Origin of the sequence: Mycobacterium sp. GA-1841 (assembly GCF_001954135.1) — a bacterium.
Lineage (GTDB): Bacteria > Actinomycetota > Actinomycetes > Mycobacteriales > Mycobacteriaceae > Mycobacterium.
The window spans coordinates 1-13,940 of record NZ_MBEQ01000056.1; the positions used below are offsets into that span (position 1 = coordinate 1).

The window sequence follows — 13,940 nt, forward strand, 5'->3', positions numbered from 1 at the left end:
ACGAGCAGACATACGAACATCCTTCCAGGGGACCACGTCCCGCTATCTCAGATGTCCACTACTTCTGGGGAACCCCAACCCATCAGCCACTTGAAGCCATGCACAAACCCTGAGCCGAGCGAGTAGAAACTCTTCGCGCTGCGGGGGTGCATCACGGTGTCCAACTCGGGGTCGGGCTTTCGCGGGAGATACTCGTCCATCCAAACTTCGGCATCTTCAACAAATTTCAGAGGTCCCCCGGTCGGGCCGGTGATAGCCTCCGCGGGTAGCGCCGCTATTCTTGTCTGCCGAGCGGTCACCCGCGCGTGGCGCGTATCGAAGTTGGCCCGATCGGCTTCGGCCAGCGGATCCGTACGAGCTTTTAGAGCCTCGTCTTCGAGTTTTTCGAACTCCTTCTGCCAGCCACGCTCTGCTTTCAGGAACCCGTAGCAGCGACGAATCCGCTCCTCGGTGTCCTTCTCGTTGATTAGCCAGATCGTCTTGGCCGACGATTCCATGGCAATTCGGCATAGTGCCGCCGTCGCTGAAGTTCGGATTTGTCCCTGCGTCACGGCGAGCGCGATGACTTCTGCTGCCGCCACGAGATGCTCGCTTGCGTTCATCACGGGGTAGAGGGCTGTTGAACTAACCAGATTTGGCTCATCGTCAAGCGTGATCGAAGCGTTGTCGAGTGCGAGTCGGCTCTCGGGATGAATCGGGTTCGGCCGCAAACCCCACGCCAGGAAGTCTTTGGCTTGCTTGGCGCGCTCACCAATGAGTCCGAGGAACATCGCCCGCATGAGCCTGCGCGCGTCCTCGGGGTAGGCGGATTTCAGCTTCTCCCAATCTGTTTCCGAGAAATCAGGCCGGGGAGGGCGGCCGCCCGGTGCGGCCGGCGGCGGCATCTTGATGCCAAACTCCTCCGGACCCGGTTCTCGGTCGGCGTTCGCTTGACGACGCTGTTTCTCTCGCTCTTGCCTTCGCAGTTTTGCGGCCTTGTTGTTTCCACGCTTGGCCATCGCGCCTTCCTCCCCGTGTCTGCATTCGATGGAACCGGGCCCCTCACCAAGGCGCATGGCTCCGGATGACGGCATTGTGCCCCGTCTGCCTTGCGGAAAGGCGCGATTGTGACGGGATTGATCAAATTGGGCGGCGGTTTGACGAGGGCATTGTGGGGGGTGTCGAGCAGGACGCTGCTGTCGCGGGCTCGGTTCTTAGGTGCCCAGGATTGATGGGATCCGACCACGATGACTTCGTTTGGGTGGGTGACTTGGCAGGCGGTGCGGGTCGCGTGCTCCAGCTGGGTCGCGGCGTATCAGACTGCGGTCCTGAGGACTTCGCGGCGTTCCTTGTCGGGAATTAGTCCGCCCATTGGGGTGACCTCGCGCATTTCGATGTCGTGGCGTTCAAGTCCGGTCAGTGCGTGCCGCAGCGCTGGCAGGTCGTGGGTTTCGACGATGCGCTACCGGCAGTCCAGGTGGGCCAGATGCGGTTGTCCATGCACTCCGGCGCGGACGCGTTTGGATGTTGGCGAGAATCGTTGGTGCCCAGTTAGTTAGCGACGAAGCCGTGATGTGAGTAGCTAACTGGCGGTGCACCGCCCACGAGCGGCGTTCGGGCCGAGTGAGGTTGGCGGTGGCGGTAGCGGTGTGGCGGCCCGCGGCTATCAGGATCTCCCCACTATTCGGTACGTCCGTCACGCCAATCGCCGGATCAACCCGGTCGACGTCTCGGCAATTTCCTCGGCCAGGGCGTGAACTCGATCGGCACGGTCCATCTCGTCAACGATCGCGTCGACTGCTGCCCGAGTCTCCGGATCCGCCAGCATCTTGTTCAGGCGATCATTTCCGCGGATGAACTTCTCGGTCATTTCTACTCCCCATGGCTCTGCATGACCCACGACTCGATCGCTGCGTCGGGCCGAGTTCCGAAGCTGTTGTAGAACACCTCATCCATTTGCGCCGTGTCTGTGGCTGGGAGTGTCATAAACGCACTCCATTGAGCGTATCTACTGGTTACCAATGCTAATACCGTTGATGTGGACATCGATAGGGCCAGTTTCCCGCGGAAAACATGGCTACGGACAATGGATCGCTTGGCAGCGCGATGGGTATCGTCGTGGTGTGTCGGATTACGGCGATCTCGCCGCGACTCCTCCCGGGAGCTGGCTCCTCAAACGCCGTCCGCGACCGACGAAACCGGCAACTCTGACGAGATTCGCGCTGCCCACGCCCTATGATCTCGAATCGGTCGCTGAATCGCTGGGGCCGACGATCACCGCGCAGACCGAGTGGCCCGGCGACGCCGAGCGCCGCTACGAGGTCGAAGTCATCACCGACACCGCGCCCTGAGAGTTGTGTCACGCCGTGTACACACAACTCAGGGGATCAGCACAGTTTGTGCTCCCAGTCGGTGATCCGTTCGTTGGTGTCGGGAGTGCGGGTTAGTGATTTCCACGGATTCGATGAACCCGCTATTCCCGCACCTGCCGATACGGAGGGCCGGCGGTGACGATGGTTAGGCGGCGTCGCCGAGTTGGAGGGCTCCGAGGATGACTTCGGTGGGCCATTTCCTGGGCTGGAAGATGGCTAGTGGCGGGCCGCTGGTGGCCAGTACGTCAGACCAGTCACGCACAACGCCGTTCTCGCCCACTGTGCTTTTGAGCACGCTGCACGCGATGACTAGGTAGTTGATGTGGTCCTGCGGGTTTGCGTCGGGTTTCTCCCAGTCCCATTCCTTGTCGTTGGCCAGGCACAGTCTCATGGCCATGCAGTAGATGCCGTGGGCGATCGAGGGGTGGGTGCTGGCTGCGGGGTAGTGATGCTCGATGAGGGCGCGGTCTAACTCGGATGCTTGCACGTCATCAGGTATGTGGATGTTGTCGGGGTGCTGGGTTCGGCCCATTTCGCAGACCACGTGCTGTGGCCACGGATCGCGCGGGTACCACCCGCCGTCCATGTAGGCGCGGATGGATGCGTGGCCGTCGCCGTCGTGGACGAGGTACCAGTGGCCGAGCTGGAGTTGAGGTTTCATGTGCGGTGACCCTTTCCGACGTGGGAATTTCCCTTGAATTGCTGACGGTAGCGCCGCAGTCCGACAGAATGCCGTCGCGGCGCGTCCGGGCCACCCCAAGTTTTCGGTCGGGGTTTGTCGACGACGATTTTTTGGCCTATCGAGCCTGGTATCGCCGACATAAGCCGGATCGACCCGATACCACGCTCAACGTCATCGAACACAAGCACGCACTCCTACTTCGTTCCGCGGTGCTCACGTTCCTATCTGGCGCGGCATCCACAGCGCGGGCTTACCTGCGGCGTGTCATCGCTTAGTCCGGTCAATGAATTATTGACCGGACATTGGAGCGTTCCTTCAGCTGCTGGTTTTCAAGCGTTAAGACGTGAATAGCTCTCGCGAAAGTGTGAGCGGTTGCTTTCCAGTTCCGGGTGTCTTCACGTGCGTCGAGAAGCTTCTGCTTGAGCTCCTTTACTTCCTCTTTCGCCGCTGCGATATCGCCGACCACGGGGTTGGCTTGGTTGTCACGCAATTGGTAGAAGAGATCCTTGAGAGCAGTGTGCTTGTGCGTCAGTTGATGTCGCTTGAGCTGAGCCTCGATGGCGACAGCAGTGATCGTGAGGTCTCCGGGTTCCGCGATTGATGGCCGGCCAGCGAGCACTCTGACCATGGCGGCCAACAACTTGGCGACGCTGTCATTGTCGGCGGCGGTTGGCGCAGTCGGAGTCATTGTCCTGTCGTTTCGTGGTCGGGGTAGGCGCTGGGCGAAGGTTTGATGGCGGTGTCGTGGTGTTTATCGATGATCGTCGCGAGAGCGTCGGCGCGATCGTGCAGGCGAAGTGATAGTGGCTTCGGGGTCAGTGGACTTGTGGCCTCGCCGCGCAGGCGACTGACTTCGGTTTGTAGTCCGGCGATCTGGCGGTCCGTGCGGGCGATGTTCGGGCAATTCCGCTGGCATTTATCGAGCCTGGGCTCAAATGTGTGTGCTGAGGCCTTATCGGAGTGGCAGAGCGCTCGGCTGGGATCAAACATGCACGTCAGATAGCTCTGTGGGTTGTCGTAGAGCGTCAACGTGGTGTCGGCCTTGATCCTGCGGACGTCTTTGTCGGTGAGATATGTGCCTTCAAACCTGACGTCGCGGCTGACCAGTTCGATGAGTCGGCCGGCTGCAGGCCCTGACACTCGTGCACCATTGGTCAGTTCGCGCCGGGTTTGTTCGATGTTGTCGATTAATGCGCTGACTTCTTCTTGGTCCATTAAGGCGGCAAATCCGGCAGTCGCGAGGCCTGAATAGCCTTCGCCTTGAAGCACACTGAGATGGCCGTATTGGATAGCCAGAGCGACCGTGCCGTGCGGCAGCCGTCGTATGTGCCATGCCAGTGTGCGGCGGAAGCGCCCCAACGACACCGGACCGGCTGGATCATCGGGTATCTGGTATGCCTTCGGCAGGTCGAGGTGTTCGCAGATGGAGTTCGCGGTCTGGATGAACCGAGAGATGCGCAGTGGTGCTCGACTCGTTGAGACCGGTGTGGTGGCGTCCTTGGCGGCGGCGAACAGGACTGTGTTGTCGGGAAAGAACTGCTCGGCGGTCGCGATGGCGCGTGCCACTGGTGCGATCGTTGTCCATGACCGTTGGGTTCCGTCCGGATCGGCGCGCCCGTCTTTGCGAACGCGCTTGTAGGCGCGTCCATTGATCGTGTATCGGACGATCGTGGGGCTAATGCGCTGCCTCACACAGCAGTTGGGTTGTAATGCAAGAACCTCGTGAGGGCGCATGCCGGTGAGATAGGCAACAATGACGAGGGCTGCCCCCAAGACAGACTGCCGTAGTGCCAGCAAGTCGGCCTGGTTGATGGCATCGCACCACGGTTTTCCGTCAACTGTGGCAGTGATGGGTGTGTCGATGGGGGTCGGTGCGTCGGGATCGCCAACGAACGCGATCCCGCTTTCCTGAACCATCCGGCTCAGGTCGAGCGGACTCATGCCGCCGTGCGTAGCTGCAAGATACTGGTAGTTGAGATTGCCCGGCTGCCTCGGCGTTCCTGGCAGAGTGGTGATGCCGTTGTCTGCCCAGCTCTGAACGAGGGTCGCCGCAGCAGCCCTGCCCTGCCGTGACTTTGTTCGCGGCATCTGGTCGAGCAGCGATTGCCAATGTCGGGTCGCGGTGTGGATATCGACTGCGAAATCCATCATGTGCTGCGCCCAAAGCAGCAGTGGCGCCATGGTCGACGGGTGAATGATGGGTGTCTTGTTTTCGCTGGTTCGCTGCCGCGTGGGAACAAAGTCGCCGAGCGGTTCGTCTTCCCACGGGGGAATTTGTAGCGCATCGCTTGCCGGCAGTTCTGTTGCGTAAGCCCAGAGTTGAGTAATCGACCTCAGGAAGGTGCTTTTTGTCTGTGCGTTGTGCTCGCCGGCTTGATTGTAGAGCGCGTACGATTCGAGATCGCTTCGAGTCAGGTCACATAGGCGGTCAATGCCTTTCTCATCCAGCCATTTCGCGAATCGTAGCCAGCGGTAGGTAACGAGTTTGAGGATGCTGCCGCTGCTAGACCATTCGACTGCGCTCGCTCCCTGTTTCTCCAGCAGGATTGAGGGTGTAGGCGTGTTGATCGCCAGCCACGCGGCCCTTCGGAATGTCTCTCGGGTTCGAGCAGGGAAGGGAGCCCAAATGATCACGCCCTTACGCACTGACGGGATGCCCCCGAGCGGGGCCAGATCCCACCGATCATCGCCGAACCGCGAGACCTCGAAGCTGTTGTCCTGCACGCGTTCTGGTGCGATCGACGGATCTGTGGGGCCCACCGCCCAGGCGTCGTCTTGTCGCCGTAGTTGAATTGCTGCCGTCATTCTGCGGTGAATCCTCCTGCCAGCAGTCGGGTGATGATTTCGCGGTCGGCGCCCGTTGCTGAGGCGCGGGCAGTATTGCGTTCGGCCTCGGAGGTATGGCTCTCAAAGAGCCTGTTCAGGCGAAGAAAATGTGTCTCCCAGCGTTCGCGCCATTCGGTGGGGTCGAGTGCGCTGCTGAGTTCTAATAGCGCTTCATGGAGAAGCGTGAGCCGGGTGAGGTGGCGTGGCGTGGCGATGGCGTTGGAACAACCCAGGCATGCCAGAAACGATTCGGTGCATCGATCACCGGTCGCCGGGTGATGCTCGTAATCGGTGCATGCTGCGACGACGGTATCGGAGTTGCCTGAACGAATATCGTCATCGACTTGATCTTCGGCCAAGATGCGCAGCTTTACGACCGTCTCGGCGTGAGATAGCGCGTCGTTCAGGCCCGTCTCGATGACGTCCCGCGCCCGCTCATGGGTTGCCCGGTCATTGCGGACGTAGGTGTCCAGGTGCGTCTTTCGTGAGTTCTGCGTAGGTGTCCGGTCGAACAAGACCTGCCGGGTGCGCCGCAGCTTTTGTAGGGAAACCTCGTATAACTCCGGCGGCAACGCCTCCTTCTGGCTTTCCCGGAGCTGCTTGGGCACACCGAACCGGAATCGTGCTTGAGGCGAATAGTTCGTCCGATTGCCGTAGACAATCAACCGATCCGTCGGATTGCCTTGGTGCTGCAACACCGCACGAGCTGGTTCAGTAGCGCTGATGATCCAGGTCAGTGCTCGGCCCACGTCGCTGGTGGAAAGCACGGTTGTGGTTGAATATTTCTGGACGCCGCGGCGCGGTTTGTACAGCGTCACTGTGTATACGCGGGCGTCCTCGCCTGCGCCGACACTGTTGTCTGGCAACACTAATCGGTGGATGACCGAGCTGTTCCACCCGGCGTCGGTTGCCAACAGCACGGCCGCTGCCCACGCCTCCTGTGGCGTGAGGAAAAGGGAGCGCTGCAGCAGGCGAAGTTGCCGCCGCTTTCCGACATACGCGCCCAACGCCTGATACGACTTCGTCGTGCTCACGTCGCCAGTTTCGAAGACTTCGATCAGCGCATCAGCTCGAGCCTGTGCGTCTGGGCGCAGTCCCAGCCCCTTCCGGTGATCGAGAAGCAGTTCGTAGTTCGCCGAAATCCGTTGTGCAGCAGTATGTACTGTTTTTCGGGCCAGTCGGCGGATCCGCCGATAGGTCGCTTTGTCGTACGACTCTCGGAGAGGTGTGGAGGGCGACCACACTCGGCGCGCCATCGCCTCGACAAGGGCCTGAGATCTACCGGGCGCATGGGTAAGCACTGCGCGGACGACGCGGACGGCGATAGACCCCCCGGGGGTCATGCTGCCACCGTGGTGCAGCACCCACGAATTCCATATCGCCACATCGACGTCGGCAACCGACTTCGGTTCATACCCGTTGGTATCGAGCCATCTCAGAAATGAGCTGATCAACTGGTACCCAGTCTGAACGGTATAGATTGACCGCCAGCGGCCTCGTGGGCCGTTGAGCTCAACCATCCCAGCGAGCAAGTCAGACCTCAATCGTTCTGCCCCGGGCAGCTTCTCAAGAGTGACCACGAGCCGTTCAGTGCCGTCCTCATTGACGGCGGTGAACGTCAGGCCGCTTCGTAGGTGCGAGTTGCGGGAGGTGAAGTCTGGCGGTGGGAGCAGATCCGCTCGTCGCGTGCGGCGCGTCACGGCGCGACCTGCACATCGAGGACCCGTGAGTCGATTCGTGACAGCCCACTCAACGCCCGTTCCAGGTCAGGGCCGTCGATTAGGGATCGCAGACGAACTCCGTTGAGAGGAGCGAGATAGAATTCTTGCGTGGTGGTAATGCTTGCGTGTCCCAGCAAGTCACGCACCATTTCCCAAGCCTCCCGGTAACGCTCCGCGTCGTAATCGGTGACGTTGTCGGTCCCATTGCGGTCATCGATTGATTTGTGCAGCGCTATCAGCATGAATAGTGCGAACGAATGTCGAAGGCTGTGTGGACTCAGCCGTGGCGACTGGGCATTCCGGTCCACTCTGCCGGTGACCCGTGCCTGCTTGAACTGTTCCTCGACTCGGTTGTTTGCCGTCTTCAGCACATCAGTCCACGAGTCTTTGACCATAGGCGTTCCGGCTTCGTTGAGCCACAACCACAATGGCTCACGGCCCTGCCCAGTATCGACGTACATGCTCTGCCGTTGGTGAATGTTGACGTTGTCGTGGTCATGCCAACTGCCGCCGTACTTGTACCGCACTTGATGGGTGGTGATTTTTATGTCCGATACCTCGATGGTGAGCAGGCTGTCGTAAATGCCTCGCCGGCGCGCGCGCTCGACGCCAGCTCGACGAGCCGTCGCGATGTAGCTGTCGACGAGTGATGATGCATCGTCTAGCAAGTACCACCGTCGAGCTCGACCACCTTTGGCGATCGCCGCGGCCAACGGAGCCTCATTGAATCCTCCGGATATGCCTCTCGTTGGCAGCTCGGGAAGTAGAAGAGAACTTGCCTCGGTGATGCGCAGTCCCGAGCCGTACAGCAACTCGACCAAAGCCCTGTTCCGCAGTGAAGTTCGCCCCCGAAACGAATCTTGCCGAATTCCGTCGATGGAGTAGCCGTCGATGCCGACATCGCGCCACAACCGGAAAGAGCGGGGAGTCAACCACTTCGTTCGCCCGCGGACAACGTTTTTCGAGCGCACAGATCTCGCTTGCACTGATCGGCCACGAGCATCGATATGAATCGATTCGCGCTCGACCGGGTTGTACGCAACGTGACCGCGGCTGTTATGCGAACCCCAACGGTAGAGCAGGGATATGGCAGCCAATTCGCGATTAGCCTTCGAGCCGCTAACAGCCTGTTCGTTCAAGTCGCTACGTGAGCGCCACAGCCAAAAGGCGCTGACATCATCGGCGGTGGCTTGCGACCAGTCCTTGCTTCGGGAAGCAAGGTATTCGATCCAGAGCCGAAGATCCTGGGCGTACGATTGCTTAGTCGATAGCCGCAGCCGGGAGAAATGCGGAGACAAGGAGAATTGGCACAACCGGATATCGCAACTTCCATCGGGGCCGATCAGTATTGGGGTTCCGGTAGGAACACCGTGAGCAATCTCGAGCTGATCAATGTGCGCAAACTCGTCTACCAACGGATGAAACATTGCGGGCGGTCCACTGCGTGAGCGAGCCCAGCTCAGCAACCACTCGGGGGACGAGCTGGTCGGCTGTGTCACGGACATTGAACTTAGCCCGTCGGCCGCAGAACGCAGCTGCAACACGCTGACATCCCGAGGAACCTCAGAACGACATCCTCGACCGTGACCTCGTCGACAAGACATTCGTGGCGATCAAGCGGTGCCCGACGGCGGTGGCAACCGGAACTCTGCACGACCCGTATACCAATGCGGTGGTGTCGTTCGTGCGCGGCAACCAGACCGGTGCCGCGGTGCAGATCGACCACATCGTGCCGTTGGCGTTGGCGTGGGACCTCGGCGCGCGGAACTGGCCCGATGATCTGCGGCTGCGGTTCGCCAACGACCCGGCCAATCTGCTCGCGGTCGCCGGTAAACCCAACCAGGACAAGGGTGATCAGGAACCGGCCCACTGGATGCCGCCCAACGGTGCCTTCCACTGCCAGTACGCGATGCAGTTCATCGCGGTCCTGCGGGGGTACGGACTTGCGCTGGACGAGCCGTCGGTGCCGGTGCTGCGCGAGGCGGCGGGCACCTGCCCGACGGGGTGAGCGACGTCGGAGCTAGCCGGTGAAGGTCGCCGGGTCGGGACGGAACCGGGTGCCATTATCGAGACCGTCGAGGCTGTCCATCTGCTCGTCGGTCAGCTCGAAGCCGAACACGTCGAAATTGGAGGAGATCCGCTCCGGCTTCGTCGACCGGAAGATCACCGAGTTGCCCAGTTGGATGCTCCACCGGATCAGCACCTGGGCCGGCGTCGTGCCGTGGGCGTCGGCGATCGCGGTGACGGCGGGATTGTCCAGCAGGGCGCCGACCCCGAGCGGGCTGTAGGCCTGCGTGGTGATGTTGTACTGGGCGTTGCCCGCCCGCCACGCACTCTGGTTGAGCAGCGGATGCAATTCGATCTGGTTGACCGCGGGCGTCACGAACGTGAGTTCCACGATCGTGGACAGGTTTTCGGGGCTGAAGTTGGCCACGCCGGTGGAGCGGGCCAGGCCCTCCTGCTTGAGGGCCATCAGCCCGCCCCAGCTGTCGACGTACTTGCCGGTGTCGGTGCCCGGCCAATGGATCAGGTACAGATCCACGTAATCCAGCCCGAGTCGCTCCAGGCTGGCCTTGCCGGCGTTCTGGGAGGACTGGAATCCGTAATCGGGGATGGCCAGTTTGGTGGTGACGTAGATGTCCTCGCGCGGAATACCCGACGCCGCGATGGCTCGGCCGACACCGGCCTCGTTGCCGTAGGCGGCCGCGGTGTCGATCAACCGGTGGCCGGCCTCAAGTGCGGCAGACACCGCCGCTTCTGCCTCGGAATCCGAGAGTCCGCCGACGCCCAGGCCCACGACAGGGATCGTGCGGTCGTCGTTGAGCGTGACCGTGGGGAGCGCAGCCCCGTCCGAGGGTGTCATGTCACCTATCCTGTGAAGTTGAAGGTTCGTGGATCGGGTCCCAGTCGTGTGCCTGTGTCCAACGAGGCGATGGACGACATGTTCGCTTCGGTCAGATCGAAATCGAACACGTCGAAATTGCTCACTATCCGATCTGGGTTCACCGACTTGGGGATGACGATATTACCCAGTTGTATATGCCACCTAATCAGTACCTGGGCCGGGGTTTTACCGTGCTGCTCGGCAACGCCGGTGACCACCGGATCGGCAAGCAACGATCCCTGCCCCAGCGGGCTCCAGGCCTCGGTGGCGATGCCCAGCTTGGCGTGGACTTCGCGGAGGTCGTGTTGGGGCAGCAGCGGATGCAGCTCGATCTGATTGACCGCCGGCACGATGCCTGTCGCGTCGATCAGCACGTCGAGATGCTCGGGTTCGAAGTTGCTCACCCCGATGGACCTGACCCGGCCCTGGTCGTGCAGGTGGGCGAAGGCTTTGAAAGTGTCGACGTAGGCGCTGTTCGCGGGTACCGGCCAGTGGATGAGATAGAGGTCCAGATAATCCACACCGAGCCGGTCGAGGCTCGCGTCGAAGGCAGCCAGCGCGGCGTCATATCCCTGGTCGCTGTTCCACAGCTTGGTCACCAGGAACACGTCCTCACGGGCAACACCAGAGTTGCGCAGGCCGGCACCGACCTCGGTTTCATTGCGGTAGGCGGCGGCAGTGTCGATATGCCGATAACCGGCCTGCAGTGCCGCGGTCACTGCGCGTTCAGTGTCTTCGGCAGGGGTCTGCCATACCCCCAAACCGACTTGCGGTATCGAATTACCGTCGTTGAGCGTGACACGAGGATTCACAGAGGGAGCAGCCATGACTGAAAGTCTGCCAGGCGAGGCGGCGCTGGAGAGGCAGGACGGCCACCAGCCTCGAGCCACTCAGGTGTGGCTCGAGCGGGCCACCAAGGTGTCCCTGGCCGCGATCCCACGGATGCCCGATCGACACAAGCGTCTGCTGCTCGGCGGGAGAACGGTGACGGTCGACGGCAACACGCTGGACACCACGCTGCAGTTCACCCTGGCCCTGCAACATGCCTCCGGGACCGGCAGCCTGGTCGCCGATCACAGCCCCGAGACCGGCGTTGCGTACTCGCGGGCGGCGTTACGCGCCACCGCGGCCATGATGAACCCCCGCATCGATGCCGATGTGACCGACATTTCGATACCTGGGCCGGCCGGGCCCATGAAGGCCCGGCGGTACGTCCCGGACGGCACCGGCGCCTCGACGACGTCGGCGATGCTCCTCTACTTCCACGGCGGCGGATTTGTCCTCGGTGACCTCGACACCCACGACAGCCTGTGCCGGTTGATCTGCCGCGACGGCGGCATCCAGGTGGTCTCGGTCGATTACCGGCTCGCCCCCGAACACAAGGCACCGGCCGCCGTGGACGACGCCTACGCCGCCTACCGCTGGGCGCTGGACCACGCCCCGGGCCTGGGGGCCACGCAGATCGTCGTCGGCGGCGACAGCGCGGGAGGCAATCTGGCTGCCTCGGTGGCCCAGCAGGCCCGCGATTCCGAACTGCCGCTGCCCGCACTGCAACTGCTGCTCTACCCGGTCACCGACTGGTCCAGCGATACCCGGTCCAAGACGCTGTTCGGTGACGGGTACTTCCTGACCGAACGCGATATGCACTGGTTCGCCGAGCACTACCTCGACGGCGCCGAGGTGGCGGCCTCGGATCCTCTGGTGTCACCCCTGCTCAGCGAGGATCTGTCCGACTTGCCGCCCGCTCTGGTCATCACCGCCGGCTTCGATCCACTACGCGACGAGGGCATCAGGTACGCCAAGGCGCTGCAGGATGCCGGTGTGGTGGTGGATCTCCGCGAAGAACGGTCGATGATCCATGCGTTCGCCAATTTCTTCCCCCTCGGCGGCGGCAGCGTCACTGCCACGAGCGCGATGATCTCAGCGCTGCGCGCACATCTCAGCCACGCCGAAAGGTGACCTGGCCTCGCCGGTACGCTGGTCGGCGTGGCCAAACCGAAGAAGACCGCGAAGTACGACCTCAAGGCGGCTGACCGCAAGCGCAACCTGTGGGTTCAGATCGGACTGACAGCCGTGGTGGTGCTGTTCGCGGTCGGTCTCGTGCTCTACATCGTGATGACCGGACACAAGCGGCCGGCGTCGGGTGAAGCCCGCGCGGTCCACGTGGCCGCACCGAACGTGATCACCCAGGAAGGAACGTCTGATCCCAAGGTGACGATCAGTCTCTACGAGGACTTCCTGTGCCCGGCCTGCGGCCATCTGGAGCAGCTCTTCGGCCCGACCATCAACAAGCTGATCGACGCCGGGGCCGTCGCCGTCGACTACCACATGGTGGCGATCCTCGACAAGGCCGGCAACGGCTACTCCTCGCGCGCCGGTGGTGCCGCGTACTGCATCGCCGACGAGTCCGTCGACGCGTTCCGCCGCTTCCACTCCGCGCTCTACACCCCTGGAATCCAGCCGGAGGAAGGCAGCGGCGTCTACCCGGACAACGCCCGGATCATCGAGCTCGCCCGCCAGGCCGGTGCCGGCGGTGACGTGCCCGACTGCATCAACAAGGGCCGCTACGTCGAGATGGTGCAGGGCATGGCCGCGGCCACCGGTATCAACTCGACCCCGACCGTTCAGATCAACGGTGAGGAATACCAGCCCAGCACTCCCGACGCGCTGATCGCGAAGGTTCGGGAGATCGTGGGCGACCTGCCCGAATTGAAGGGTCCCGCACCCGCCCCGGCTGCCCCGGCTGCACCCGCACCGGCCGCGCCCGCGGCTCCGGCACCCGCAGCGCCCGCACCTGCTTCACCGGCGCCGGCCCACCCATGAGCGACACCGCGTCGGAGCTCGACGAACCGGTAACCGAGAACGCGGCGGGACCGGCAGTCGGCCGCGCCGGCGCGGTCTGGATCCTGATTGCCGGTGTGCTGGGCCTGGCCGCGGCGCTGGCGCTGACGATCGAGAAGATCGAGCTGCTGATCGATCCGTCGTACGTCCCGTCCTGCAGCATCAATCCCGTCATCTCGTGCGGCTCGGTGATGACCACGCCGCAGGCGTCGGTGTTCGGTTTCCCCAACTCGCTGATCGGTGTCGTGGCCTTCAGCGTCGCCCTGGTCACCGGCGTACTGGCCGTCGCGGGAGTTCGGCTGCCCCGGTGGTACTGGGGGGGATTGGCCTTCGGCAGCCTGCTCGGTGCCGTCATGGTGCACTGGCTGATCTTCCAGAGCCTGTACCGCATCGGTGCGCTGTGCCCGTACTGCATGGTGGTGTGGTCGGTGACCATCCCGCTGTTCGTGGTGACGACTTCCATCGCCCTGCGACCACTGCATACGAGCGCGGTCGCCCGGACGATCTACCAGTGGCGCTGGTCGATCGTGACGCTCTGGTTCACCTCACTTGTCCTGTTGATCCTGGTGCGATTCTGGGAATATTGGTCAACGCTGCTGTAACACTCCAGAAATAACTCGGCGGTTAGGTCTATC

The 13,940-nt window shown here is 62.3% G+C and carries 13 protein-coding genes and 1 pseudogene; 5 read left to right on the forward strand and 9 right to left on the reverse strand.

Going from position 1 to position 13,940, the window contains the following annotated elements:
* Positions 1-47: 47 nt before the first annotated feature.
* On the reverse strand, positions 48-998 hold the full coding sequence (locus tag A5740_RS28325) for a hypothetical protein (RefSeq protein ID WP_076194470.1): 951 nt from the start codon (positions 996-998) through the stop codon (positions 48-50).
* A 677-nt stretch (positions 999-1,675) separates the two neighbouring features.
* On the reverse strand, positions 1,676-1,849 hold the full coding sequence (locus A5740_RS28735) for a hypothetical protein (protein WP_175616232.1): 174 nt from the start codon (positions 1,847-1,849) through the stop codon (positions 1,676-1,678).
* A gap of 253 nt (positions 1,850-2,102) precedes the next feature.
* Here A5740_RS28735 and A5740_RS12525 point away from each other — a divergent pair, with 253 nt between their 5' ends.
* A complete protein-coding gene (locus tag A5740_RS12525) occupies positions 2,103-2,330 on the forward strand; it encodes a hypothetical protein (RefSeq protein ID WP_076194473.1) in 228 nt (75 codons plus the stop codon).
* A 166-nt stretch (positions 2,331-2,496) separates the two neighbouring features.
* Here the strand turns inward: A5740_RS12525 and A5740_RS12530 are convergent, their stop codons facing one another.
* The 5 genes from A5740_RS12530 to A5740_RS12550 form a co-directional block, all read right to left on the reverse strand.
* A complete protein-coding gene (locus A5740_RS12530; RefSeq protein ID WP_076194475.1) occupies positions 2,497-3,012 on the reverse strand; it encodes a hypothetical protein in 516 nt (171 codons plus the stop codon).
* A 301-nt stretch (positions 3,013-3,313) separates the two neighbouring features.
* The gene (locus A5740_RS12535; protein ID WP_083654090.1) at positions 3,314-3,721 is read right to left on the reverse strand and encodes a hypothetical protein; all 408 of its coding nucleotides are present in this window, start codon (positions 3,719-3,721) and stop codon (positions 3,314-3,316) included.
* Positions 3,718-5,838 (reverse strand): hypothetical protein, encoded by a 2,121-nt coding sequence (locus A5740_RS12540; protein WP_139335091.1) that lies wholly within the window; start codon positions 5,836-5,838, stop codon positions 3,718-3,720. The genes A5740_RS12535 and A5740_RS12540 overlap by 4 nt, the downstream gene beginning before the upstream one ends.
* On the reverse strand, positions 5,835-7,559 hold the full coding sequence (locus A5740_RS28330) for a hypothetical protein (protein WP_139335092.1): 1,725 nt from the start codon (positions 7,557-7,559) through the stop codon (positions 5,835-5,837). The genes A5740_RS12540 and A5740_RS28330 overlap by 4 nt, the downstream gene beginning before the upstream one ends.
* Entirely contained in the window at positions 7,556-9,007 is a 1,452-nt protein-coding gene (locus tag A5740_RS12550; RefSeq protein ID WP_076194480.1) for a tyrosine-type recombinase/integrase, read from the reverse strand. The genes A5740_RS28330 and A5740_RS12550 overlap by 4 nt, the downstream gene beginning before the upstream one ends.
* Positions 9,008-9,138: 131 nt before the next feature.
* On the opposite strand from A5740_RS12550, the pseudogene A5740_RS12555 reads away from it, so the two are divergent.
* Positions 9,139-9,588 (forward strand): annotated as a pseudogene (locus A5740_RS12555) (HNH endonuclease family protein); the annotation flags it as partial.
* A 12-nt stretch (positions 9,589-9,600) separates the two neighbouring features.
* On the opposite strand, the gene A5740_RS12560 reads toward A5740_RS12555, so the two are convergent.
* Both A5740_RS12560 and A5740_RS12565 read right to left on the reverse strand, forming a co-directional pair.
* Entirely contained in the window at positions 9,601-10,443 is an 843-nt protein-coding gene (locus A5740_RS12560; RefSeq protein ID WP_076194481.1) for an aldo/keto reductase, read from the reverse strand.
* Between the two features lie 5 nt (positions 10,444-10,448).
* The gene (locus A5740_RS12565; RefSeq protein ID WP_076194483.1) at positions 10,449-11,276 is read right to left on the reverse strand and encodes an aldo/keto reductase; all 828 of its coding nucleotides are present in this window, start codon (positions 11,274-11,276) and stop codon (positions 10,449-10,451) included.
* 13 nt (positions 11,277-11,289) lie between these two features.
* Here A5740_RS12565 and A5740_RS12570 point away from each other — a divergent pair, with 13 nt between their 5' ends.
* Genes A5740_RS12570 through A5740_RS12580 form a run of 3 tightly spaced genes read left to right on the forward strand, consistent with a single transcriptional unit; the run spans position 11,290 to position 13,907 of the window.
* Complete coding sequence (locus A5740_RS12570) at positions 11,290-12,423, forward strand: alpha/beta hydrolase (protein ID WP_139335094.1); 1,134 nt, start codon at positions 11,290-11,292, stop codon at positions 12,421-12,423.
* 27 nt (positions 12,424-12,450) lie between these two features.
* Positions 12,451-13,287 carry a DsbA family protein gene (locus A5740_RS12575; protein WP_076194486.1) on the forward strand — a complete coding sequence of 279 codons (837 nt, stop codon included), beginning with the start codon at positions 12,451-12,453 and terminating at the stop codon, positions 13,285-13,287.
* Positions 13,284-13,907 carry a vitamin K epoxide reductase family protein gene (locus A5740_RS12580; RefSeq protein WP_076194488.1) on the forward strand — a complete coding sequence of 208 codons (624 nt, stop codon included), beginning with the start codon at positions 13,284-13,286 and terminating at the stop codon, positions 13,905-13,907. Before A5740_RS12575 ends, A5740_RS12580 begins: the two co-directional genes overlap by 4 nt.
* The last annotated feature ends 33 nt before the right edge of the window (positions 13,908-13,940 follow it).

Excerpts from the sequence above, each read along its gene's own strand:
- A5740_RS28325 (WP_076194470.1), bottom strand. The coding sequence starts at position 998 with ATGGCCAAGCGTGGAAACAACAAGGCCGCAAAACTGCGAAGGCAAGAG.
- A5740_RS28735 (WP_175616232.1), bottom strand. The coding sequence starts at position 1,849 with ATGACCGAGAAGTTCATCCGCGGAAATGATCGCCTGAACAAGATGCTG.
- A5740_RS12530 (WP_076194475.1), bottom strand. The coding sequence starts at position 3,012 with ATGAAACCTCAACTCCAGCTCGGCCACTGGTACCTCGTCCACGACGGC.
- A5740_RS12535 (WP_083654090.1), bottom strand. The coding sequence starts at position 3,721 with ATGACTCCGACTGCGCCAACCGCCGCCGACAATGACAGCGTCGCCAAG.
- A5740_RS12540 (WP_139335091.1), bottom strand. The coding sequence starts at position 5,838 with ATGACGGCAGCAATTCAACTACGGCGACAAGACGACGCCTGGGCGGTG.
- A5740_RS12550 (WP_076194480.1), bottom strand. The coding sequence starts at position 9,007 with ATGTTTCATCCGTTGGTAGACGAGTTTGCGCACATTGATCAGCTCGAG.
- A5740_RS12560 (WP_076194481.1), bottom strand. The coding sequence starts at position 10,443 with ATGACACCCTCGGACGGGGCTGCGCTCCCCACGGTCACGCTCAACGAC.
- A5740_RS12570 (WP_139335094.1), top strand. The coding sequence starts at position 11,290 with ATGACTGAAAGTCTGCCAGGCGAGGCGGCGCTGGAGAGGCAGGACGGC.
- A5740_RS12580 (WP_076194488.1), top strand. The coding sequence starts at position 13,284 with ATGAGCGACACCGCGTCGGAGCTCGACGAACCGGTAACCGAGAACGCG.